Origin of the sequence: Corallococcus sp. Z5C101001 (genome assembly GCF_007352635.1) — a bacterium.
In the GTDB taxonomy this organism is placed as follows: Bacteria; Myxococcota; Myxococcia; order Myxococcales; family Myxococcaceae; genus Corallococcus; species Corallococcus silvisoli.
In genome coordinates, this window is sequence record NZ_VKLU01000001.1 from 850,871 (window position 1) to 875,784 (window position 24,914).

A 24,914-nucleotide genomic window follows, 5' to 3' on the forward strand; every position below is an offset into this window, starting at 1 on the left:
AATGAGCGGTGGTCCGGGCCACAAGCCCATCCTGGGCATCGACCTGGGGACGACGTACTCGCTGGTGGCGGTGCTGCGCGACGGTCGCCCGACGGTGCTGCCCAACGCGCTGGGGGAGGTGCTGACGCCCAGCGCGGTGAGCTTCACGGGGGCGGGGGAGGTGCTGGTGGGCGCGGCGGCGAAGGCCCAGGCGGTGTTGGATCCCACGTCGGGCGCGGTGGCCTTCAAGCGCGACATGGGAACGGACCGCCAGCGCATCCTGAGCGGCCGGGGCTTCACGCCGCAGGAGCTGTCCGCGCTGGTGCTCGGCTCGCTGAAGCGGGACGCGGAAGCCGCCCTGGGCATGCCCATCGAGGAGGCGGTGGTCACGGTGCCCGCGTACTTCGGGGACCTCCAGCGGCAGGCCACCCGGGACGCGGGCGCCATCGCCGGGCTGAAGGTGGAGCGCATCATCAACGAGCCCACCGCGGCGGCGCTGGCCTACGGGCTGCACGAGCGCGGCCGGGAGCTGCGCGTGGCGGTGCTGGACCTGGGCGGTGGCACCTTCGACGTGACGGTGCTGGAGATCATCGAGGGCGTCATCGAGATCCAGTCCTCCGCCGGAGACGCGCGGCTGGGCGGCGAGGACTTCGACACCGCGCTGGCGCGGCACGTGGCGCGGGCGTTCCGGGAGAAGCAGGGCGTGAACCTGGAGGAGCACGCCGCCGCGTGGTCCCGGCTGCGCGAGGCCTGCGAGGGCGTCAAGCGCCGGCTGTCCGCGTCCGAGCGCACGCGGCTGGTGCTCCCCGAGCTCCCGCTGGAGACGGGGCGCCGGCTGACGCTGGACCTGGAGCTGAGCCGCGACGAGGCGGAGCAGGCCTGGTCCTCCGTGCTGGAGCGCGTGCGCGGGCCCATCCGTCAGGCGCTGAAGGACGCGTCGCTCCAGTCCAAGGACATCGACGAGGTGCTGCTCGTGGGTGGGTCCACGCGCATGCCGTGCGTCGCCGCGATGAGCGCGGAGCTGTTCGGGCGCCTGCCCCTGCGCAAGCTGCCGCCGGACGAGGCCGTGGCGCTGGGGGCCGCCGTGCAGGGCGCGATGAAGGGCGGGGACCGGGCCGTGGAGGACCTCATCGTCACCGACGTGGCCCCCTTCACGCTGGGCGTGGCCACCATGGCGCAGGCGGGCCGGCAGCACGTCACCGGCGTCTTCAGCCCCATCCTGGAGCGAGGCACGGTCATCCCCACCAGCCGGGTGGAGCGCTACGCCACCAGCAGCGACTTCCAGCGGGAGATCCGCCTGGAGGTCTACCAGGGCGAACACGCCCGCTGCGAGGACAACGTCAAGCTGGGCGAGTACCGCTTCCAGGGGCTGCCGCCCGCGCCCGCGAGCGAGCAGGCCGTGGACGTGCGCTTCACCTACGACCTCAACGGCATCCTGGAGGTGGAGGTGACGGTGGTGGCCACCGGCCGCAAGGAGGCCTTCGTCATCGAGCAGCGGCCCGGCCGCCTCACGCCGGCGCAGATTGAAGACGCGCGCCAGCGGATGGCCGCGCTCAAGCTGCACCCGCGCGACGCCCTGCCCAACACCACCGCGCTGGCGCGCGCGGACGCGCTGTTCGTCGAGCTCACCGGGGCGCCGCGAGAAGAACTCGCGGCGGCCATCGCGGGCTTCCGCCTGGCGCTGGAGGCCCAGGAGCCCGGGCGCATCGCGGAGGTCCGCGAGCGCCTCAACGCGCTGGTGCGCGCCTTCCGCGACCGCTGACGCGACGGCTACACGCGCTCCAGGATGGTGGCGATGCCCTGGCCGCCACCGATGCACATGGTGATGAGCGCCGTCTGCTTACCCGTGCGCTCCAGCTCGTCCAGGGCGGTGCCCAGGAGCATCGCCCCGGTGGCGCCCAGCGGGTGGCCCAGCGCGATGGAGCCGCCGTTGACGTTGACCCGGTCCGGGTCGATGCCCAGCGCGCGCGTGGTCTGGATGACCACGGCCGCGAAGGCCTCGTTGATCTCCCACAGGTCGATGTCGCCGGCCTTCATGCCCGCCATGCGCAGGGCCTTCTCGCTGACCGGCGCGGGAGCGGTGAGCATGATGAGCGGCTCGGTGCCCAGCGTCGCCATGGCGCGGATGCGGGCGCGGGGCTTGAGGCCCTGCTGCTTCACGTAGCGCTCCGACGCCAGCGCCACCACCGCGGCCCCGTCCACGATGCCGCTGGAGTTGCCGGCGGTGTGCACGTGCTGGATGCGCTGGGCCTGGGGGTAGGCGCTGAGCGCGATGCCGTCCAGCGTCTCGCCGTTCGGGCCCACGGCCATCTCGCCCATCGCCACGAACGCGGGCTTGAGCGCGGCCAGGCCCTCCGCGGTGGTGTCCGGGCGGGGATATTCGTCGCGCTCCAGCAGCACGGCGCCGGTGGCCGGGTCCTTCACCGCGAAGAGGGATGGGGCGAAGCGGTTCTCCTCGATGGCGCGGGCCGCGCTCTTCTGCGAGCGCAGCGCCAGCGCGTCCACGTCCGCGCGACGGATACCCTCCAGCGTGGCGATGAGGTCCGCGCTGATGCCCTGGGGCACCTGATACACGCGCTCGCGCAGTCGCACGTTGCCGCCGTCCTGGCCGCCGCCGTCCGCGCCCAGCGACAGGTGCGACATGCTCTCCACGCCGCCCGCCACCACGAAGTCCATGGCGCCGGAGGCCACGCCCATCGCGCCGAAGTTCACCGCCTGGAGCCCGGAGCCGCAGAAGCGGTTGAGCGACACGGCGGACACGTCCTGCGGCCACCCCGCCGCCAGCACCGCGTTGCGCGCGATGTTCGCCCCCTGCTCGTTCACCTGGGACACGCACCCCGCGATGACGTCGCCCACCTGCCGCGCGTCCCAGCCCCCGCGCCGCTGGAGCGCGTTGAGCGTCTGCGCGAGCAGCTCCTGCGGGTGCAGTCCCGTGAGGGCACCCTTGCCCATCTTCCCGCGCCCACGCGGGGTCCGGATGGCGTCGATGATGTAGCTGGCGGTCATGTGCGGCTCCTTTGATTTCGACCGTAATATTATCTGCGTAATTTGTATGTCAAGGCGGCCTGGGGTGGGGGCGGATGACAGGCTTGGCGCCTGTCGTGGCTTTGGGGGCCGGCGTGGGGGGAGGTCGCGTTGGCGCGCGGCCCTGGGGCCGCGCGCCAGGTCCTCCCGCGATGGGGTGGACCGGTCCGGTGTCCAGCGCCTGTGCGATGACGGCGGCCTCCTGCATCGCGGGTGGAGGCAGGGGGCTCGCCGGATCATCGCGTTCGCATCAGCCGTGGGGTTCCAGGTCCAGGTCCAGGTCGCGCAGCAGCGCGGTGAGGTGGTCGCGGAGCGTGCGCACCTGGGGCGGTTGCAGGAGGCTCCGGTGGTCTCCGGGGAGCGGCTGGACCGTGACGCCACCGGTCACCCAGCGGCCCCAGCCCGCGTCCGGGCCCGCAGCCGGGTCTTCCGGGCGCGACGCCGCGGGGAAGAACGCGGCCCGGCCGGGGTACGTGCTCGCCGGGATGTAGCAGCGCATCGCCTGGGCCAGCCGTTCGTGGATGGCGAAGAGGCGCTGGAGGACGGCGGACTCCAGTCCCTCGCCGCCGCGCAGCCGCGCCAGCGTCTCCACCACCTGCTCCAGCCACCCGGGGCCTTCGGACGAGGACAGCAGCCGCTCCAGCTCCGGCCCCGGAATGTCCTGGGGCGTGAGGCCGACCATCTGGGCGAGGCGGGCCAGCCGCGTGAGCGCGGGTGGCTCCGCCTCCGCTTGTCCGGTGGGCGCGTACGCGTCGATGAGGGCGAGCAGCTCCACCGGTTCGCCCTGGTCCTGGAGCTGCCGCGCCATCTCGTAGGCGACCACGCCGCCCAGCGACCACCCCGCGAGCCGGTAGGGCCCGCGCGGTTGCTGACCGCGCACCTCCTCCACGTAGCGCCGCGCCAGGGCTTCGAGCGAGTCGGGCGGCAGCGCGCCGCCGTCCATGCCGGGCGCGGAGAGTCCGTAGAGCGGGTGCGCGTCGCCCAGGTGTCGCACCAGCTCCGCGTAGCTCAGCACCTCGCCGCCTCCGCCGTGGACGAAGTACAGCGGGCGCCGTTGGGATCGTCCGGTGTCCAGCCTCGTGAGCAGCGAGCGGGCGTCGTCGGGCCGCAGCCTCGCCGCGAGCCTGCGCACCGTGGGCCCCTGGAAGAGCGCGGAGAGCGGCACTGTCATTCCCGTCCTCGCGCGGAGGTCCGCCATCAGGCGCACCGCCAGCAGCGAGTGGCCACCCCGCTCGAAGAAGTCATCGTCGATGCCCACGCTCGGGAGCCCCAGCACGCGCGCGAAGGCCTGGGCGAGCTGTTCCTCCAGCGGCGTGGTGGGCTCGGCGAACGCGGGCCCGGTGTCGGACTCCCACCGGGGAACGGGCAGGGCCCGGCGGTCCACCTTGCCGTTGGGCGTGAGGGGCAGGGCCTCCAGGAGCACGACGGCGGCGGGCACCATGTGGCCGGGTACCTGGTCCTTGAGTGCCTCGCGCAGGGCCTGGGCGGTGATGGTGGCACCCGGGGAGGTGACGACGTACGCCACGAGGCGCGGGTCGCCGGGGAGCTCCTCGCGGGCGACCACGATGGCTTCATGCACGGAGGGCAGGGCGCGCAGGGCGGTGGCGACCTCGCCGGGCTCCACGCGGAAGCCGCGCACCTTCACCTGGAAGTCGGCGCGCCCCAGGAACTCGATGCGGCCGTCGTCCCTCCAGCGGGCCCGGTCGCCAGTGCGATACATGCGCGCGCCGGGCGTGGGGCTGAAGGCGTCCGGCAGGAAGCGCTCCGCCGTGAGGTCGGGCCTGCCCAGGTAGCCGCGCGCCACCTGCGCGCCGCCGATATACAGCTCGCCTGGCACGCCCACGGGAGCGAGTCCCCCCGCCCCATCCAGCACATACACGTGCGAGTGTTCCAGTGGGCGTCCCAGCGGCACGGAGGCGTTGCGTGCGCCGTCCCCCTCCACCCGGCCCGCGAGGACACCCACGGTGGTCTCCGTGGGGCCGTAGTGGTTGTGCACCTCGCAGCCGGGCATGAGCGCGTGCACAGCGTCCACCAGGGCCCACGGTGTGGACTCACCGCCCAGCACCAGCCGCTTGCGCGGCAGGACATCGCGGGGCTCGGCCGCCGCCATCAACGCGGCGAGGTGCGAGGGGACGATCTTCATGCAGTCGATGGGGTGACGTTTGAAGAAGTCGCCCAGCGCGTCCGGCTGGGTGACGCGCTCCTGCGACAGGACGTGCAGCAGGCCGCCGGTGCACAGGGCGGGGAAGAGCACGGTGTTGCCCAGGTCCGCGGCGAACGTGGAGACGAGCGCGAAGCTGTCGCATTCCTCCAGGCCCAGGCGCGCGGTGACGGAGCGGACGTACACGGAGAGCTGCGCGTGCGTGACGCCCACTCCCTTGGGGCGCCCGGTGGATCCAGAGGTGAAGAGGACATAGGCCAGCGCGCCCGCGTCCACTCCGCCCGGTGGCGCATGGAGGGGCTGGTGCTCCAGCAGGTCCGCGTCCGTGTCCAGCCGCACCGCGGTGCAGGCCGTTTCCTCGAAGGCCGCCTCGTGATGCGACGTCGTCACCAGCACGGGCGCGGCGACCTCCGCCACCAACGCCTGGAGGCGGGCGGACGGCTGACCGGGATCCAACGGGACGTACGCGCCGCCCGCCTTCCACACGGCCAGCAGGGCCACCACCGTGTCCACGGAGCGCTCCAGGCACAGCGCGACGCACGTCTCCGGGCCCACGCCCTTCGACTTCAGGTGCCACGCGAGCTGGTTCGCGCGGGCGTCCAGCTGTCCGTACGTGAGCACCACTTCCTCGAACGCGACGGCGGGACGGTCCGGGTGGAGCCTCGCGCGGGCCTCGATGTCCTGGTGCACGGGGCGGGGCGCGGGGGGGACTGGCGCGCGCGGATGAAACGTCTCCAGCAGACGGAGGCGCTCCTCGGTGGGCAGCAGGGACAGGGCCTCCAGCCGCGTGTCCGGCGCTCCGAGCGCCGCGGTGAGCAGCGTCCGCAGGTGCTCCACCATCCGGGACATCGTCGCGGGTTCGAACAGGTCCGCGCGGTAGACGAGCGTGCCCCCCAGGGAGCGCGGCGTCTGGACGAGCGACAGGGTGAGGTCGGCCTTGGTGGCCTCCGTGTCGCGCTCCACCGGAGCGACGGTGAGCCCCGGGAGCGACAGCGGACCCGCGGGCGTGTTCTGGAGCACCAGCACGGCCTGGAACAACGGCGAGTGGCTCAGGCTGCGCTGGGGCTGGAGCTCCTCCACCAGCTTCTCGAAGGGGACGTCCTGGTGCGCGTAGGCCCCCAGCGCGGTCTCCTTCACCCGCGCCAGGAGCTGGCGGAACGACTGTCCTCCATCCACCCGTGAGCGCAGCACCAGGGTGTTGATGAAGAAGCCGATGAGCCCTTCGGTCTCCTGCCGCTGGCGACCCGCGATGGGCGTGCCCACGCTGACGTCGTCCTGTCCGGAGTAGCGCGACAGCAACACCTGCCACGCGGCCAGGAGCACCATGAACGGCGTGACGCCCGCCTCCTGGCAGAACGCGGCCAGGGACTCCGCGAGCGACGCCGGGAACTGGAGGGAGAGCAGCCCGCCCCGCGACGTCTGGAGGGCGGGCCGGGGCCGGTCGGTGGGCAGCGTCAGGAGGGCCGGCGCGCCGGTGAGCTGGTGGCGCCAGTAATCGAGTTGCACGTCCAGGACCTCCCCTTGGAGCCACTGGCGTTGCCAGACGGCGTGGTCCGCGGCCTGGAGGGGCAGGGGCGCGAAGCCGGGGGACCGGGACTCGCGGAAGGCCGCGTAGGCCGTGACCAGCTCTCGCACGAGCACGCCCATGGACCAGCCGTCGGAGACGCCGTGGTGCATGTTCAGCACCAGCACGTGGTCGTCTTGCGAGAGCTTCAGCAGGAGCACGCGCAGCAGCGGGCCCGCGGCGAGGTCGAAGGGCCGCGCGGCTTCTTCCGCCACGAGGCGGCGGGCCTCGTCGAAGGCGGACAGGCCCCGGTCGCCCAGGTCCACCTGGGGCAGCGCGGGTTCGAAGGGCGGGGCGATGTCCTGGACGGGCTGGCCGTCCTGCTCACGGAAGGTGGTGCGCAGGGTTTCGTGGCGGTGCACCAGCGCGGTGAGGGCCTGGTGCAGCGCTCGGGGGTCCAGCGCTCCGCTCAGCCGCACCGCGGAGGTGAGGTTGTAGGAGGGGCTGCCGGGGTCGAGTTGATCGATGAACCACAGGCGCTGCTGCGCGAACGACAGGGGCAGGGGCCGGGTTCGCGGGACCGCGACGAGCGGTGGTGGAGGCGGGAGCGCCACGTCTCCTCGCGCGAGCAGCGTCCGGCGGATGACTCCGGCGCGGCGGTGGGCCTCCGCCCAGGTGAGGGGTTCGCCTTCCCACCGCGCGGCCACCGCGTCGGGGGGGAGGCGCGCCGCCGCGGCGAGGACCCGCTGGACTCCCGCGTCCGCGGGCGTGAGCGTGGACGGTTCACGCCACCCCTGAAGTAGCAGGTGCCGTTCCGCCGCCGTGAGCAGGGGCAGCGTGGAGAGGGGCTGATCCGGTGCTTCGAGCGCGCCCTCCAGCAGCACGCGCAGGTGCTCCACGAGCCGCGCCGCGGTCGACGCGTCGAACAGGTCGGCGTTGTATTCCAGCTGGCCGCGCAGCACGCCCTGGCGGTCCGTCACGGACAGCGCCAGGTCGAACTTCGCGGTGCGCTGGCCCAGGGGCAGGGCGGCCAGGGTGAGGCCGGGACCCATGACGTCGGGCATGGGCGCGTTCTGGTACGCGAGCATCACCTGGAAGAAGGGAGTCCGGCCCGGGAGCCGCTCCGGCCGCAGCGCTTCCACCAGCTTCTCGAAGGGGACGTCCTGGTGCGCGTAGGCGGCCAGCGTTCCCTCCCGCACCCGGCCGAGCAGGGTCCGGAAGCTCGGGTCGCCCCACAGCTTCGTGCGCAGCACCAGCGTGTTGACGAAGAAGCCGATGAGGCCTTCCAGCTCCGTGTGCGTCCTGCCGGCGACGGGGGCGCCGACGCTGACGTCCTCTTGTCCGGACCAGCGCGACAACAGGGCCTGGACGGCGGAGAGCACGACCATGGAGGGGGTGGCGTTCTCCTGGCGGCAGAGCGCGTCCAGCCCGTCCCACAGCGCGCGGGGGAACTCGAAGGGCACCGCTCCACCCCGGAACGTCTGGGTCGCGGGGCGCGGGCGGTCCGTGGGCAGCTCCAGCGAGGGAGGGGCCCCGGCGAGCTGCTGGCGCCACCAGTCCAACTGCGAGTCCAGCACCTCGTCGCGCAGCCAGGAGCGCTGCCAGACGGCGTGGTCGGCGGCCTGCACCGGGAGCGGCGCGAGGCGCGCGGGCTGGCCTTCGACGCACGCGGTGTACAGCGCCGTCAGCTCCTCCAGCAGCACGCCCATGGACCAGCCGTCGGAGATGGCGTGGTGCAAGGTGAGCAGCAGCACGTGCTGACGCGCGTCCATGCGCACGAGCACCGCGCGCCACAGCGGACCCTGCTCCAGGTCGAAGGGCCTCCAGGGCTCATGTCCGATGAGGCGCTGGAGGGTGGCGTCGCGCTCGGCTTCCGGCAGCGCGTGCAGGTCCAGCCAGCGGGCCGGCAGGGGCGGAGCCTCGTGGATGCGCTGCACGGGCTGGTGCGCGTGCTCCTCGAACGTCGTGCGAAGGGACTCGTGACGCTGGTGCAGGGCCCCCAGCGCGCGGGTGAAGGCGGGCACGTCCAGCGGGCCCTCCAAGCGCACCGCCACCGGCAGGTTGTACGTGGCGCCCTCGGGGTCCAGCCGGGTGAGGAACCACAGCCGCTGCTGGGCGAAGGACAGGGGCGGTGGCTCCTGGGGGCTTCGTCGCGGAATGCTCGCGGGCGCGGAGGGCGCCAGGGCCTCGATGACGGGGGGCGCGTCCCACGCACCGGAGGGCTCCGCGGCTTCCCGTGCCGCCGCCTCCCTCAGCGGGAGGAACGGCAGCGCCAGCGTCGCGGAGGCGTCCGGCTTCGGTGCGGCCGTGGGGTCGGAGGCGAGGCGCTCGTCGATGAGGCGCGCCACCTGCTCCAGCGTCGTCGCCTCGAAGAGGCGGCGCAGGGGCAGCTCCACGTCGAAGGCCTGCCGGACGCGACTGGCGGCCTGGGTGGCCAGCAGCGAGTGGCCTCCCAGGTCGAAGAAGTCATCGCTCGCGCCGACGCGCGGCACGCCGAGCAACCGCGACCACAGCTCCGCGAGCCGTGTCTCCGTCGGCGTCCGGGGCGCGACGAAGGGGCGGGCGTCGTTCGTGAAGTCCGGCGCGGGCAGCGCCTTGCGGTCCACCTTGCCGTTGGGCGTGAGTGGCAATGCCTGGAGCACCACCAGCGCGGACGGGACCATGTAGTCGGGCAGGTCCTGCTTCAGCGCCTCGCGCGCCTTCGCGCCATCCACCGAGCGGCCCGGCCTCGCGACGACGTAGCCGACGAGCTGCTTCCCCGCGGGGCCCGCGTCGCGCGCGACCACCACCGCGTCCCTCACGTCCGGCAGCCGCGCGAGCGCCGCTTCCACCTCACCCGGTTCGATGCGGAAGCCCCGCACCTTCACCTGGGCATCGGTGCGCCCGAGGAACTCCAGCGCCCCGGTGTCGCGCCACCGCACGGCATCGCCGGTGCGGTACAGCCGGGCTCCCGGTTCGGAGGAGAAGGGATCCGGCACGAAGCGCTCGGCGGTGAGGGCCGGGCGCCCCTCGTATCCCCGGGCCACGCCCGCGCCTCCCAGGTACAGCTCCCCGCGCACGCCCACGGGCACGGGGCCTCCCCGTGCGTCGAGCACGTAGGCCCGCACGTTCGCCAGGGGGCGTCCGATGGAGGGCGTGCCTTCCTCCGCGACGACGTCGGTGAGCGTCGCGACCACCGTCGCCTCGGTGGGGCCATAGGAGTTGATGAACCGGCGGCCCGGCGCCCAGCGCGCCACGACGTCCGCGGGCAGGGCATCCCCTCCGGAGATGACGGTGCGCAGGTCCGGCAGGTCTTCGGCGGAGGTCGCCGCCAGGGCCGCGGGGGTGAGGCTGATGACGGTGAGGCGCTCCTCGCGCAGGAACGCCCGCAGCGGCTCACCCGGCATCAACCGCTCCAGCGGCGCGAGCACCAGCGTCGCGCCATTGCACAGCGTGGTGAAGATCTCCTCCACCGACAGGTCGAAGCTGGGGCTGGCGAACTGCAACACCCGGCTGCCCGGGCCGATGCCGTACGCCACCGCCTCGTGCGTCACCAGGTTGGCCACGCCGCGATGCACCACGGCGGTGCCCTTGGGCCGTCCGGTGCTGCCCGACGTGTAGAGCAGGTACGCCAGGTTCGCTGGCGTCACTCCCGCGTCTGGTGGCTCGGGCTCCTCGACCGACAGCGACGCGCCGACGGTGTCCAGGCACAGCGCCCGCCGGACCCAGTCAGGGGTGAAGCGCTCCAGGAGGGGCGACTGGGTGACGAGCCGCCGCGCGCCGCTGTCCTCCAACATGAAGGCCACGCGCTCGCGGGGGAGCAGCGGATCCACGGGCACCCAGGCGCCACCGGCCTTGAGGATGCCCAGCATCCCGATCACGAGGTCCGGGGAGCGCTCCACGCTCAGCGCCACCCGCGTCTCCGGCCCCACGCCTCCGCGCCGCAGCATGTGCGCGAGCTGGTTCGCCCGCGTGTCGAGCTGCGCGTAGGTGAGGGACGTGCCCTCGAAGACGACGGCGGTCGCCTCCGGCGTGCGCAGGGCCTGGGCCTGGAAGAGCGCGTGGAGGCAGGCGTCCGGGAAGGGCGCCTGCGTGGCGTTCCAGTCCACCAGCACCCGCTGGCGCTCCTCCGGGCCCAGCAGGTCCACCGCGGACAGGGGCAGCTCCGGGGTGGAGACCATCGCGGTCACCAGCCTTCGCAGATGGCCGAGCATCCGCTTCATGGTGGAGGCGTCGAAGAGGGCGGCGGCGTACTCCAGCTCCTGCGCGAAGCCCTCCGCGGTGCGGGTCACCGACAGGGTCAGGTCGAACTTGGCGGCGTGGCCCTGGCGCTCCTCGAACTGGAACGTCAGCCCCGGCACGGACAGGCGCGAGGGAGGCGTGTTCTGGAGGATGAACATCGCCTGGAACAGGGGGGCCTGATGCAGGTCTCGCATCGGCTGGAGCTGCTCATAGGGGACGTGTTGGTGCTCGAAGACGTCCAGCACGGTGGTGCGCACGCGGCGCAGCAGCGACCGCACCGTGGACTCAAGGTCGAAGCGCGTGCGCAACACCACGGTGTTGGTGAAGAAGCCGACCAGCCCCTCCAGCTCCGGCCGGTCGCGCCCCGCCACCGGAGAGCCGACGCTGATGTCGGACTGCCCCGTGTAGCGCATCAGCAGCCACTGGAAGGCCGCCAGGAGGACCATGAAGGGCGTCAGTCCCTCCGCGAGGCTGAAGGACTCCACCGCCTCGGAGAGCTCCAGCGGAAGCGTGGTGAACAGGTAGCCCGCTTCGGAGCGCAGCGGGTGCTTTCGGGGCCGGTCCGTGGGCAGCTCCAGCGACGACGGGGCTCCCTCCAGGTGTCGCCGCCACCACGCCAGCTGCTTCGCCAGATGGCCGCCATCCAGCCACCGGCGCTGCCAGGCGGCGTGGTCCACGGCCTGGATGGACAGCGGCGCGAGCGGTGACGGCCGGCCCGCGACGAACGCTGGATACAGCTCCGTCACCTCGCGGACCAGCACGCCCATGGACCAGCCGTCGGACACGATGTGGTGCACGTTGAGCAGGAGCAGGTGTTCGTCCACGTCCATCACCAGCAACGTGGTGCGCAGCATGGGGCCGTCCTCCAGCGAGAACGGCCGGCGGGCATCCGCCTCGGCGCGGCGCCGGGCCTCGGCCTCGCGCTCCCGGGGCGGTAGCGCCCGCAGGTCGACCACCTCCAGCGGTCGCTCGGTGGGGGGCGCGATGTGCTGCACGGGGCCGTCCGGATCGTCCCGGAACGTCGTGCGCAGGGGCTCGTGCCAGTGGACCAGCGCCTCCAGCGCCCGGCGCAGCGCCTCCACGTCCAGCGCGCCCGTCAGCCGCAGCGTCGCGGGGAGGTTGTAGGCGGGGCTTCCGGGCGCGAGTTTGTCCAACAGCCACAGCCGCTGCTGCGCGTACGACGTGGGCAACCGGCCGGTGCGCGGGATGCGCTCCAGGGGCTGCGCCTCCACGCGCTGGCCGGACTGGAGCGCGGCGTCGATGCGCCGGGCGAAGGCCGCGACGGTGGGCGCCTCGAACAGCGTCTGGACGGGCAGCTCCACCTGGAGGTTCGCGCGCACGCGGGAGATGAGCCGCGTGGCCAGGAGCGAGTGGCCGCCCAGCTCGAAGAAGTGGTCGGTGGCGCCCACGCGAGGCGCGCCCAGGAGTCCCGCGTACAGCTCCGCGACCTGCTGCTCGCGCGGAGTGGACGGGGCCACGTAGGCCCGCTCCCGCGCCCCCGCTTCCGGCGGCGGCAGGGCCTTGCGGTCCACCTTGCCGTTCGGCGTGAGGGGGAAGGTCTCCAACGCGAGGACGAAGGTGGGGACCATGTGCTCGGGCAGGTGCTTGCGCGCGAAGTCCCGCAGGGCTCCGTCGTCCACCTCGCGCCCGGCCACCGGCACCACCCACGCCACCAGCGTGCTGTCTCCGCCCGCGTCCAGGTGCGCGCCCGCCACGGCCTGGCGCACGTCCGGGTGGCGCGAGAGGACGGCCTCCACCTCTCCCAGTTCGATGCGGAAGCCGCGCACCTTCACCTGGAAGTCCGCGCGGCCGAGGAAGTCCAACGTCCCGTCCTGGCGCCAGCGGGTGAGATCTCCGGTGCGGTACATGCGCGCGCCGGTCCGGGAGGAGAACGGATCCGGAACGAAGCGCTCGGCGGTGAGGTCCGGGCGGTGGTGGTAGCCGCGCACCACGCCGTCGCCCGCGATGAACAGCTCGCCGGAGACGCCCACGGGCACCGGCCGGTGCTGGCCATCCAGCACGTACATCCGCGTGTTGGCGATGGGCGCGCCAATGGAGACGGTGGCGGGCGGCGCGTCCGTGTCCACCGTGTGGGTCGATGACCAGACGGTGGTCTCCGTCGGGCCGTACATGTTGGTGAGGCGGGTGGCGGGCAGGGCTTCGCGAAGCTGGCGGGCCAGCACTCCCGGCAGCGCCTCTCCGCCCACGAGCAGGTGGCGCAGGGCTCCCAGGGCCGCGACGGACTCAGGGGCCAGCACCAGCGTGCGCGCGAACGAGGGCGTGCACTGGAGGTGGGTGATGGCGTGGCGGGCCAGCACCTCCGTCAGCGGCAGGGCCGCGCCCCGGGCCGCGGCCTGCTCGTCGTGCAGCACGACCTGGAAGCCCCGCGACAGCGTCCAGAGGATTTCGAGGACGTGGATGTCGAAGGACACGCTCGTCACCGCGAGCCACGTTCCAGGCACCGCGGCGTCCAGCAGCGGATCCATGGCCGCCAGGAAGTTGGCGACGGTGCCGTGCGGGACGAGCACGCCCTTGGGACGGCCGGTGCTGCCGGACGTGTAGATGATGTACGCGAGGCTGTCCGCCGAAGCGGCCCCGGGCGACGCCGTGGCGGGGGCTCCGTCGTCGGGTGTGTCGAGCCGCAACACGTCCACGCCCCGGGCCGGGACGGCGCCGTCGAGGGCCGTCTCGGTGACGAGGACGCGGGCGCCGGAGTCCTGGAGCATCCACTCCAGGCGGTCCGCGGGGTAGTTCGGATCCAACGGCAGGTAGGCGCCGCCCGCATGGAGGATGGCGAGCATCGCGGCGACGAGGTCGGGCGAGCGCTGCGCGCGCAGGGCCACCGGCGTGTCCCGGGTCACGCCCAGGGCCTGGAGCCGTGAAGAGAGACGCAGCACGCGCTGATGCAGCTCGCGGTAGGTGAGGCGGGTGTCCCCGAAGCTCAGCGCGGGCGCATCCGGCGTGCGGCGGGCCTGGGCCTCGAACTGGAGGTGGACCTCCGTGGCGTCGAAGGCGCGCGCCGTCGCGTTCCAGTCCATCAGCACCTGCTGGCGCTCCTCGGGAGGCAGCAGCGGCAGGTCCCCCAGGCGGGTGTCCGGCGCGCGCGCGGCGCCCTCCAGCAGCACGCGCAGCTGTGCGATGAGCCGGCGGATGGAGTCCTCGCGGAACAGCGCGGTGGCGTAGTTGATGGAGCCCGTGAGCCCCCGGGCGGAGTGGGTGAATGAGAAGGTGAGGTCGAACTTCGCCGCCTCCAGCTCCGCGTCGTACGGCCGCAGGGTGAGCGGCCCCGGCAGCGGCGCGTCCTGCACGGCCGGAGCGTTCTGGAGGATGAGCATCACCTGGAACAGCGGCGAGCGGCTCAGGTCTCGCCGGGGCTGAAGCTCCTCCACCAGCTTCTCGAACGGGACGTCCTGATTCGCGAAGGCCCCCAGCGTGGCTTCGCGTACGCGGTCAAGCAGCTGAAGGAAGGTGGGGTTGTCCTCCAGCCGCGAGCGCAGCGCGAGCGTGTTGACGAAGAAGCCGATGAGGCCCTCCAGCTCCGCGAAGCGCCGCCCGGCGATGGGGGACCCGACGGTGATGTCGTCCTGGCCCGACGTGCGCGACAGCAGCGCCTGGAGCCCGGCCAGCAGCACCATGAAGAGCGTGCTGCCGTGGCGGCGGGTGAGGGCCTGGAGCGAAGCGGAGAGGGCCTCGGGCAGCTCGAACGCGACGGTCCCTCCGTGGAAGGACTGGAGCGCGGGACGTGGGAAGTCGGTGGGCAGCTCCAGCGCCTGCGAGGCGCCGGCCAGGTGCTGTCGCCACCAGTCGCGCTGGCGGTCCAGGCCAGGGCCCTGGATCCACGTGCGCTGCCAGACGGCGAAGTCGGAGTAGCGCAGCGTCGGCTCTGCCAGGGGCGACGGCGCGCCCGTGGCGAACGCCTGATAGAGCGCGCGCATCTCGCGCACCAGCACGCCCATGGACCAGCCGTCGGAGACGATGTGGTGCATCGTCAGCACCAGCACGTGCGCTTCGGCGCCCTGACGCAGGAGGAGCGCGCGCAGCAGGGGGCCGGTGGTGAGCTGGAACGGGCGCAGGGCCTCCTCGCTCGCGAGCCGATGGGCCTCCGCTTCCGAGCTCACGTCGGTGACGGGGAGCTGGAAGGCCTGGGGCGCGACCTCTCGCTGGAGGGGCTCTCCCGCGTCGCCATGGAAGACGGTGCGCAGCGAGGCGTGTCGCTCCACCAGCGCCGTGAAGGCTCGCTCCAGCACGGCGAGGTCGAGCGGGCCTTCCAGCCGCAGCGCATGCGGCATGTTGTACGTGGCCGTGCCCGGCTGGAGCTGATCCAGGAACCAGAGGCGTTGCTGCGCGAAGGACAGCGGGGCCTCGGCGCCAGGGGGACGGCGTCCCGGCGCGGGCAGCGCGCTGCCTCCCCGCGTCTGAAGCTCCGCGTCCACTCGCGCCGCGAGCTTCCCGAGCGTGGGGGTCTCGAAGAGCGCGCGCAGGGGCAGCTCCACGCCGAACGCCGCGCGCACGCGGGCGACGAGCTGCGTGGCCAGCAGCGAGTGGCCGCCCAGCGCGAAGAAGTCATCCTCCACGCCCACGGCTTCGCGGTGCAGCAGGTCCGCCCAGAGCGACGCGAGCAACTGCTCGGTGGGCGTGCGGGGCGTGAGGGCCTCCGTCGTGGCGGAGCGCTCCTCGGGCGCGGGCAGGGCGGCGCGGTCCACCTTCCCGTTGGGGGTGAGCGGCAGCGCCTCCAGCACGACGAAGGCGGACGGCACCATGTAGCCCGGCAGCACGCGCAGGAGCGCGTCGCGCAGCCCCGTGGACGCAGGCGCCGTTTCACCGGGGACCGGGATCACGTAGGCGATGAGCCGCTTGTCGCCGGGGACATCCTCGCGGGCGACCACGATGGCCTCCCGCACGGAGGGCAGGGCGCGCAGGGCGGTGGCGACCTCGCCGGGCTCCACGCGGAAGCCACGCACCTTCACCTGGAAGTCCACGCGCCCCAGGAACTCGATGCGGCCGTCCGCGAGCCACCGCACCCGGTCGCCGGTGCGGTACATGCGCGCGCCGGGCGTGGGGCTGAAGGCATCTGGCAGGAAGCGCTCCGCCGTGAGGTCGGGCCTGCCCAGGTAGCCGCGCGCCACCTGCGCGCCGCCGACGTACAGCTCGCCGGGTACGCCCAGGGGGGCCGGCCGCGCCGCCGCGTCCAGGACGTACAGCCGGGAGCCCGACAGCGGGCGTCCCAGCGGCACGGAGGCGGAGCGTGCGCCGTCCCCCTCCACCCGGCCCGCGAGGACACCCACGGTGGTCTCCGTGGGGCCGTAGTGGTTGTGCACCTCGCAGCCAGGGACGAGCGCGCGCGCCGCGTCCACCAGGGCCCACGAGGAGGATTCGCCACCCAGCACCAGGCGCTTGCGCGGGAGCACGTCGCGGGGCTCGGCCGCCGTCATCAGCGCGGCGAGGTGCGAGGGGACGATCTTCATGCAGTCCACCGGGTCCTGGCGGAACAGGTCGGCGACGGCGGCGGGCGTGCTGGCCGTCTCCTGGGAGAGGACTCGCAGGAGGCCACCGGTGCACAGCGCGGGGAAGAGCACGGTGTTGCCCAGGTCCGCGACGAAGGTGGAGACGAGCGCGAAGCTGTCGCAGGCCTCCAGTCCCAGCCGGTGCGTGGCGGCGTGGACGTACGCGGCCAGCTGCGCGTGCTCCACGCAGACCCCCTTGGGACGGCCCGTGGAGCCGGAGGTGAAGAGGACATAGGCGAGCCGTCCAGCGTCCCGTGAGCCGGGAGGCGCATCCCCGCGCGAGGCCGCGAGCACCCCGGCCTCCGTGTCCAGGCAGACCGTCTGGACCTTCGCGAACGCGGCGGCGTGGGCGGAAGCCGTCACCACCACCGAGGCGCCCACCTCCGACGCCAGCGCCTCCCGCCGGGCCTCGGGCCACTCCGGATCCAGCGGCACGTAGGCGCCGCCGGCCTTCCAGACGCCGAGCAGCGCCAACACCCCGTCCACGGAGCGCTCCAGGCACAGCGCCACGCGGGACTCCAGCCCGACTCCCAGCGAGCGCAGGTGCCACGCGAGCTGGTTGGCGCGCGCGTCCAGCGCTCCATACGTGAGGGACCGCCTGTCCGCTTCGACCGCGACGCGCTCCGGATGGCGGGCGGCTTGCTCTTCGAACCGCGCGAGGACGTCCAGCGTGGCGGCGGACGGCAGCGGCTCCGGCGCGTTGAACGACGAGAGCACCCGGGCGCGCTCCGCGTCACCCAGGAGGGGCAGCGCGTCCAGGCGCGCATCCGGCGCGGCGAGCGCGGCTTCCAGCAGGATGCCCAGGTGTTCTCCCAGGCGCTCCACGGTGGACGCGTCGAACAGGTCGGTCCGCCACGCGAGCGTGCCGGTGAGGCCGCGCACCGTCGCGGTGAGGGACAGCGTGAGGTCCGCCTTGGCCGCGTCGAAGTCCCGCTCCAGGGGCTCGAAGGCGAGGCCCGGCAGCTCCAGGGGCGCTTCGGGCGTGTTCTGGAGCACCAGCATCGCCTGGAAGAGGGGCGAATGGCTCAGGGTGCGTTGGGGCTGGAGCTCCTCCACCAGCTTCTCGAAGGGCACGTCCTGGTGCGCGTAGGCCGCGAGCGTCGTCTCCTTCACCTGCTGGAGCAGCGCGCGGAATGAAGCCGCGCCGTCCAGCCGGGCGCGGAGCACCAGCGTGTTCACGAAGAAGCCGATGAGCCCTTCGGTCCGCGCGTGCGTGCGCCCGGCGATGGGCGTGCCCACGCTGACGTCGTCCTGTCCGGAGTAGCGCGACAGCAGCCACTGGAAGGCGGCCAGCAGCACCATGAAGGGCGTCAGCCCCTCGCGCTGGCTGAAGGAGGCGAGCGCCTCCGAGACGGCGGGAGACAACGCGAAGGGCCGCACCGCCCCGCGCCCGGTCTGCACTGCGGGGCGAGGCCGGTCGGTGGGCAGCTCCAGCAGCGTGGGGGCTCCGGAGAGCTGACGCCGCCAGTAGGCCCGCTGTGCCTCCAGCACCGGGCCCTGGAGCCAGGCGCGCTGCCAGAGGGCGAAGTCCGCGGACTGCACGGCCAGCGGTGCGAGGTGGAGCTCCCGTCCCGAGGCGAAGGCCGCGTAGAACGCGAGCAGCTCGCGCACCAGCACGCCCATGGACCAGCCGTCGGAGACGATGTGGTGCATCGTCACCAGCAGCGCGTGCTCCTCCGCTCCAGACTGGAGGAGCGTGGCCCGCAGCAACGGCCCCTGGGTGAGGTCGAACGGGCGCACCGCCTCCGCGCTCGCCAGCCTCCGGGCCGCGTCGTGCCATGCCTCCGTGCCGGGCCGCGGCGGGACGACGGACAGGTGGAAGTCCGCATGCGCGGCGATGTGCTGGACGGGCTCGGTGCCTTCGAGGCGGAAGGTCGTGCGCAGCGCTTCGTGGCGGGTGATGAGCGCTTGGAACGCCCGCTCCAACGCCGCCACGTCGAGCGCGCCCCGGAGCTTCAGCGCGGAGGCGATGTTGTAGGCGGGGTTGCCGGGGTCCAGTCGATCCAGGACCCACAGCCGCTGCTGCGCGAAGGACAGCGGCGGCGCGGGCGTGCGGGGGCCGGGGACGAGGGGCGGCGCGGCGGGCGTCTCCCAGCGGGGGCTCGCGTCGATGCGGCGCGCGAGCTGCGCCACTGTCGGCGCCTCGAAGAAGGCGCGCAGGGGCAGCGCCACGTCGAACGTGGCGCGCACGCGGGAGGCGAGCTGCGTGGCCAGCAGGGAGTGCCCACCCAGCTCGAAGAAGTTGTCGGTGGTGCCCACCGGGTCGCGCCGCAGCACCTGAGACCAGAGCGCGGCGAGCCGCTCCTCGGTGGGCGTTGCTGGCGCGACGTGCACGGCGCCCGGCGCGGCGTCGTCCGGCGCGGGCAGCGCCTTTCGGTCCACCTTGCCATTGGGCGTGAGGGGCAGGGCCTCCACCAGGATGAACACGGATGGCACCATGTACGCGGGCACCGAGCGCAGCAGGGCTTCGCGCAGCGCGGCGCGGGCGCTGGCATCCCGAGCGCCGTCCCTCGCGACATAGGCGACGAGGCGCCTCTCCGCGGCGCTTCCCCCTTCCTCCACCACCACGAGCGCTTCGCGGACGCCGGGCTGCTGGCGCAGCACGGCCTCCACCTCTCCCGGTTCGATGCGGAAGCCGCGCAGCTTCACCTGGAAGTCGGTGCGGCCCAGGAACTCCAGCGTGCCGTCCGCCCGCCACCGGGCCTTGTCTCCAGTCCGGTAGAGGCGCGCTCCGGGGGTCGTGGAGAAGGGGTGGGGGATGAACCGTTCGGCGGTCAGCTCGGGCCGGTGGAGGTAGCCCCACGCCAGCCCGTCGCCACCGACGTACAGCTCCCCGGGCACGCCGACGGGCGCGGGGTGAAGCGATGCCTCCAGCACGTAGGTGGTGGACGCCGGGATGGGCCGGCCGATGGACACCGTGTGTCCCACGACGGCGTCCGCGCGCATCGGGTGGTGCGTGGAGAAGGTGGTGTTCTCGGTGGGGCCGTAGACGTTGCTCAGCCGGCCATCCGGGCCCCGGCGCGCCAGGAACTCGCGCGCGCGTTGGGGCGGCATCGCCTCTCCACCCACGAGCACATGCGGCACCCGGTCCCAGGGCGCTTCCGGGTGCAGCACCCCCTGCTCGAAGAGGGCGGTGGTGAGGAAGACGACGGTGGGCGCCACCTCGCGCAGGAGCGCGGTCAGCTCCTCCAGCGAGAGCGGATGCGGCGGCGCCAGCACCAGCCGTCCGCCATGCAGCAGCGCACCCCACAGCTCCCACGTGGACGCGTCGAAGGCGAGCGCGGAGGTCTGGAGCAAGACGCTGTCCGGCCCCAGGTCGTAGACCTCCGGCGCGTGCACGAGGCGCACGACGCCCCGATGGGCCACCATCACGCCCTTGGGCCGTCCGGTGGAGCCCGACGTGAACATCACGTACGCCAGACTGTCCGCCGTCGTCCCGGAGGCGGGAGCGTGCGAAGGCTGCCCGTCGAGGGTGTCCGCCTCGGTGTCCACGCAGAGCGTCGGGCCGTCGAACGTGGGCAGCGCGGCCCGGGTCCCGGCGCGGGTGAGCAACACCCGTGGCGCTGTCTCCTCCAACAGCAGGGCGAGCCGCTCCCGGGGATGCGCCAGCTCCAGGGGCACGTACGCGCCCCCCGCCTTGAGGACGGCGAGGACCGCGACGACGAACGCGGGCGAGCGCTCCAACCCCAGCGCCACGAGGCTGCCGGGGGTGACGCCCTTCGCGCGAAGCGCGTGCGCGAGCTGGTTGGCGCGGGTGTCGAGCTGCCGGTAGCTGAGCGTGACGTTGCTTTGGACGAGCGCGATGGCGTCGGGTGAGCGGCGCACCTGGGCTTCGAACAGCTCCGGCAGGGACGCATCGCGGGGATGGGTGGACCGGGTGTCATTCCAGTCGTGCAGCACCTGCCGCCGCTCGTCGTGGGTGAGGAGTGGAAGCGCGGACAGCCGCTGCTCCGGGGCCTGGAGGGCTCCGTCCAGCAGCGCGTGCAGGTGCGTGAGCAGCCGCGCCACGGTGGCCTCGTCGAACAGCTCCGTGCGGTACTCGGCGGTGAGGTCCAGGCCGTGGGCCGTCTCGGTGGCGATGAGGGTGAGGTCGAACTTCGCGACCGGCGCGCCCGCCGGTTCGGCGTCGATGAAGAGGCCGGGCAGCCGCGCCGGGGGGAGGGGCGCGTTCTGGAGCGCGAACATCACCTGGAACAGCGGGGCGAGGTTCAGGCGGCGCACGGGCTGGAGGACCTCCACCAGCTTCTCGAAGGGCACGTCCTGGTGGGCGAAGCCCCCCAGCGCGACCTCATGCACGCGGGTGACGAGCTGGCGGAAGGACGGGTCGCCGGACAGGCCGACACGCAGGGGCAGCGTGTTGACGAAGAGCCCGATGAGCGCTTCGAGCTCCGGGCGCGAGCGGCCCGCGACCGGAGTGCCGACGGTCAGGTCGTCCTGGCCGGAGTAGCGGTGCAGCAGCGCGTCGAACGCGGCCAGCAGCACGGAGAACACCGTGCGGCCCTCGCTCACGGCCCACCGCTTGAGCTCCCCGGTGAGGGCAGGGGAGAGCCGGAGCGAGCGGCGGGCACCCACGGAGGACAGGACCGGAGGCCGGGGCCGGTCGAGCGGCAGCTCCAGCACGGCGTGCGGATCCACCTGCCCGCGCCAGTACGCCAGCTGTCCCTCCAGCACGTCTCCCTGGAGCCACCGCCGCTGCCAGACCGCGTGGTCGGCGGGTTGGAGCGGCAGCGCGGGCAGGGATGGTGTGACCCCCGAGGCCCGGGCGCGGTACAGCTCCGTCAGCTCGCGCACGAGCAGGCCCAGCGACCACCCGTCGAACACGATGTGATGCACGGTGAGCAGCAGCACGAACGCGGCGTCATCGAGCCGCAGCACCGTGGCGCGCAGCAGCGGACCGGTGTCCAGCGCGAAGGGCCTCATCGCCTCGGCGCTGGCGCGCTGACGGGCCTCCGCCTGCCGCGCGGCGATGGGCAACGAGCGCAGGTCGATGACGTCCAACGGGAACGGGCCCGGCGCGGCGATGATCTGCCAGGGGCCCGGCGCGCCGGCGCGGAAGGTGGTGCGCAGCGCTTCGTGCCGGTGCACCAGCGCCTCCAGCGCGCGGCGAAGGGACTCCAGGTCCAGGGCGCCGGTGAGCCGCAGGACGAGGGGCATGTTGAAGGCCGCGCTCCCAGGCTCCATCGCGTCGATGAACCACATCCGCTCCTGGGCGAAGGACAGGGGCAGCGGCTCCTCCCGCGCGACGGGGAGCAGCGGCGGCGTCGCTGGCGCCGACGCGTGCGTCCCGCCATCGATGCGCCGCGCGAGCGCCTCCAGCGTGGGGGACTCGAAGAGGCCGCGCAGGGGCAGCTCCACGCCGAAGGACGCGCGGACGCGGGAGAGCAGCTGCGTGGCCAGGAGCGAGTGGCCCCCCGCCTCGAAGAAGTGCTCGGTCGCGCCCACGCGCGGCACGCGCAGGACCTCTTGCCACAGCTCCGCCAGCCGGGCCTCCGTGGGCGTGCGGGGCGCGACGTACTCCCCGGCGGTGACGGTGGTGTCGGGAGCGGGGAGCCGCTTGCGGTCCACCTTGCCGCTGGGCGTGAGCGGCAGCGCGTCCAGGACGACGAAGGCCGCTGGCACCATGTACCCGGGCAGCCGCTCCTGGAGGCGCGAGCGCAGGCCGCCCACGTCCCTGTCTTCGCCCCGGACCATGACGTACGCGACGAGGCGCGGATCCCCGCCTCCATCCCGCCGGGCCAGCACCACGGCCTGCCGTACGGTGGGCAGTTGCTCCAGCGCCGCCTCGATTTCACCCAGCTCGATGCGCAGGCCGCGCACCTTCACCTGGAAGTCGGCGCGCCCCAGGTACTCGATGGAGCCATCCGGGAGCCACCGCGCCACGTCGCCCGTGCGGTACAGCCGTGCGCCGGGCCGCGCGCTGAACGCGTCCGGCACGAAGCGCTCCGCGGTGAGCGCGGGCTGGTGCAGGTAGCCCCGGCCCACCTGCACCCCGCCGATGTGCAGCTCGCCTCGCACGCCCACGGGGACCGGGCCGCCCTGCGCGTCCAGCAGCAGGATGCGTGTGTTCGCGATGGGCCGGCCAATGGGGACCGAGCGCCCGCGCTCACCCGCGACACACGCGTGCCAGGTGACGTCGACGGCGGCCTCGGTGGGGCCGTAGAGGTTGTGCAGGCCCGCGGACGGCAGCCGGCGCAGGCACCGTTCGGCCAGCTCCAGCGGCAGGGCCTCGCCGCTGCACACCACGCGCTGGAGGGTGGCGCAGGCCGTCGCCTCGGGCTCCTCCAGGAACACCTGGAGCATGGACGGCACGAAGTGGATCGTGGTGACGCCCGCTCGCGCGACGAGCCTCGCCAGGTACACCGGCTCCTGGTGTCCGCCCGGCCGCGCCACCACCAGCCGCGCGCCCGTCATCAACGGCCAGAAGAACTCCCACACGGACACGTCGAAGCTGAACGGCGTCTTCTGGAGCACGACGTCGTCCGGGCGCAGGTCGAACGCGTCCTGCATCCACCGCAGACGGTTGACCACCGCGCGGTGCGTGTTCATGGCCCCCTTGGGCCGCCCGGTGGAGCCGGAGGTGAAGATGACGTAGGCCAGCGCGTCAGGCACGGCCACGGGAGGCGGCGCGTACCGGGGCTGTGCCGCGACGGCCTCCCACTGCGTGTCCAGGCAGAGCACGGCCGCATGCGTCCCGTCCGGGGGAAGGCGCGCGAGCAGGTGCCGCTGGGCCAGCAGCACCTGGGGCCGCGCGTCCTCCAGCATCCACGCGAGCCGCCGCGGCGGATGGTCCGGATCCAGGGGCACATAGGCGCCCCCGGCCTTGAGCGTGGCGAGCAGGGCCACGACCAGCTCCACGGAGCGCTCCAGGAGCAGGCCGACGCGCGTCTCCGCCCCCACGCCCAGGGAGCGCAGGTGCCACGCGAGCTGGTTGGCGCGCGCGTCCAGCTCGCGGTAGGTCAGCGCCGCGTCCTCGAACACCAGCGCCACCGCGTCGGGAGTCCGCTCCACCTGGGCCTCGATGAGCGAGTGGAGGCACGCCTCGGGCATGTCCACCCGCGGTCCGCTCCAGTCCTCCAGCAGGCGCAGGCGCTCGCGCGCGTCCAGCAACGGCAGCCTGGACAGGGGCTGCTCTGGATCGCGCACGGCGCCTTCGAGCAGCGTGCGCAGGTGCGCGAGCATCCGCTCCACGGTGGCCACGTCGAAGAGCGCGGTGCGGTACTCGGCGGTGAGTCGCAGGCCGTGGGCCATCTCCGCGGCGATGAGGGTGAGGTCGAACTTGGCCGAGCCGCTGTCCACCGGCTGCGTCTCCATGCGCAGGCCGGACACGTCCACGGTGGGCAGGGGCGCGTTCTGCAGCACGAACATCACCTGGAAGAAGGGCGTGAGGTTCAGCCGGCGCGCGGGCTGGAGGACCTCCACCAGCTTCTCGAAGGGCACGTCCTGGTGGGCGAAGGCCCCCAGCGCCACGTCATGGACGCGGCCGGTGAGCTGGCGGAAGGACGGATCTCCAGACAGGTCCACGCGAAGGGGCAGCGTATTGACGAAGAGGCCGATGAGCCCTTCGAGCTCCGCGCGGGAGCGGCCGGCCACGGGCGTGCCGACGGTGAGGTCGTCCTGTCCGGAGTAGCGGTGCAGCAGCGCGTTGAACGCGGCCAGCAGCACGGAGAACAGCGTCCGGCCTTCTTGGATGGACAGCTCCCGCAGGGCCTGCGTGAGCGCCGCGGGCAGGGTGATGCCAAGGCGTGCCCCCTCTTCGCCGAGGACGGCCGGACGCGGACGGTCCCCGGGCAGGTCCAGGACGGCATGCGGATCCAACCGCTCGCGCCAGTACGCCAGGGGCTCTTCGAGCACGGCGCCCTGGAGCCATTGCCGCTGCCACGCGGCGAACTCCGTGTACTGCATGGCGAGCGGCGGCAGCGCGGGGACGCCACCGGAGGCGAACACGGGGTAGAGCGCGGACACCTCGCCCACGAGCACGCCCATGGACCAGCCGTCGGTGATGAGGTGGTGCAGCTTGAGCAGCAGCAGGTGCGCGTCGTCCGCGAGCCGGTAGAGCACCGCGTGCAGCAAGGGACCGGCCTCCAGATGGAACGGTCGCCGCGCCTCCTCATGCAGCCGCCGCCACGCCTCGGGGGCGCGTTGGGGCGCGGGGAGCTCCCGCAGGTCCACCGCCTCCAGCGGGAAGGGCAGGTCCGGCGCGATCCGCTGCACCGGCCGTCCATCCTGCTCCATGAAGGTCGTGCGCAGCGTGTCGTGGCGGCGCAGCACCGCGTGGAGGCTCTCGCGCAAGGCACTCACGTCGAGCACCCCGTCCAGCTTCACCGCCACGGGCATGTGGAGCGCGGCGCTCGTGGGCGAAAGCCGCTGCTGGAGCCACATCCGCTCCTGAGCGAAGGACGCGGGCGCCCGCCGGGGCTGCCGCTGCTGCTCCTTCAACAATGCCGCCAGCCGGGCGCGCTTCTGTTCCGGGGAGAGAGCCATGGTGGAGTGCCCCATTCGCACCGCTCGGCGTTCTGAGGCG

The 24,914-nt window shown here is 73.3% G+C and carries 3 protein-coding genes; 1 reads left to right on the forward strand and 2 read right to left on the reverse strand.

All coding sequences use genetic code 11. The annotated features are described in order from the left end of the window. Position 1 precedes the first annotated feature (1 nt). On the forward strand, positions 2 to 1,741 hold the full coding sequence (locus FOF48_RS03615) for an Hsp70 family protein (protein WP_143898707.1): 1,740 nt from the start codon (positions 2 to 4) through the stop codon (positions 1,739 to 1,741). A gap of 8 nt (positions 1,742 to 1,749) precedes the next feature. On the opposite strand, the gene FOF48_RS03620 is transcribed toward FOF48_RS03615, so the two are convergent. Together FOF48_RS03620 and FOF48_RS03625 are read right to left on the reverse strand one after the other, a co-directional pair. After that, entirely contained in the window at positions 1,750 to 2,985 is a 1,236-nt protein-coding gene (locus FOF48_RS03620) for an acetyl-CoA C-acetyltransferase (protein WP_143898708.1), read from the reverse strand. A 268-nt stretch (positions 2,986 to 3,253) separates the two neighbouring features. Further along, positions 3,254 to 24,874 carry a non-ribosomal peptide synthetase gene (locus FOF48_RS03625; protein WP_186001748.1) on the reverse strand — a complete coding sequence of 7,207 codons (21,621 nt, stop codon included), beginning with the start codon at positions 24,872 to 24,874 and terminating at the stop codon, positions 3,254 to 3,256. Positions 24,875 to 24,914: the final 40 nt, after the last annotated feature.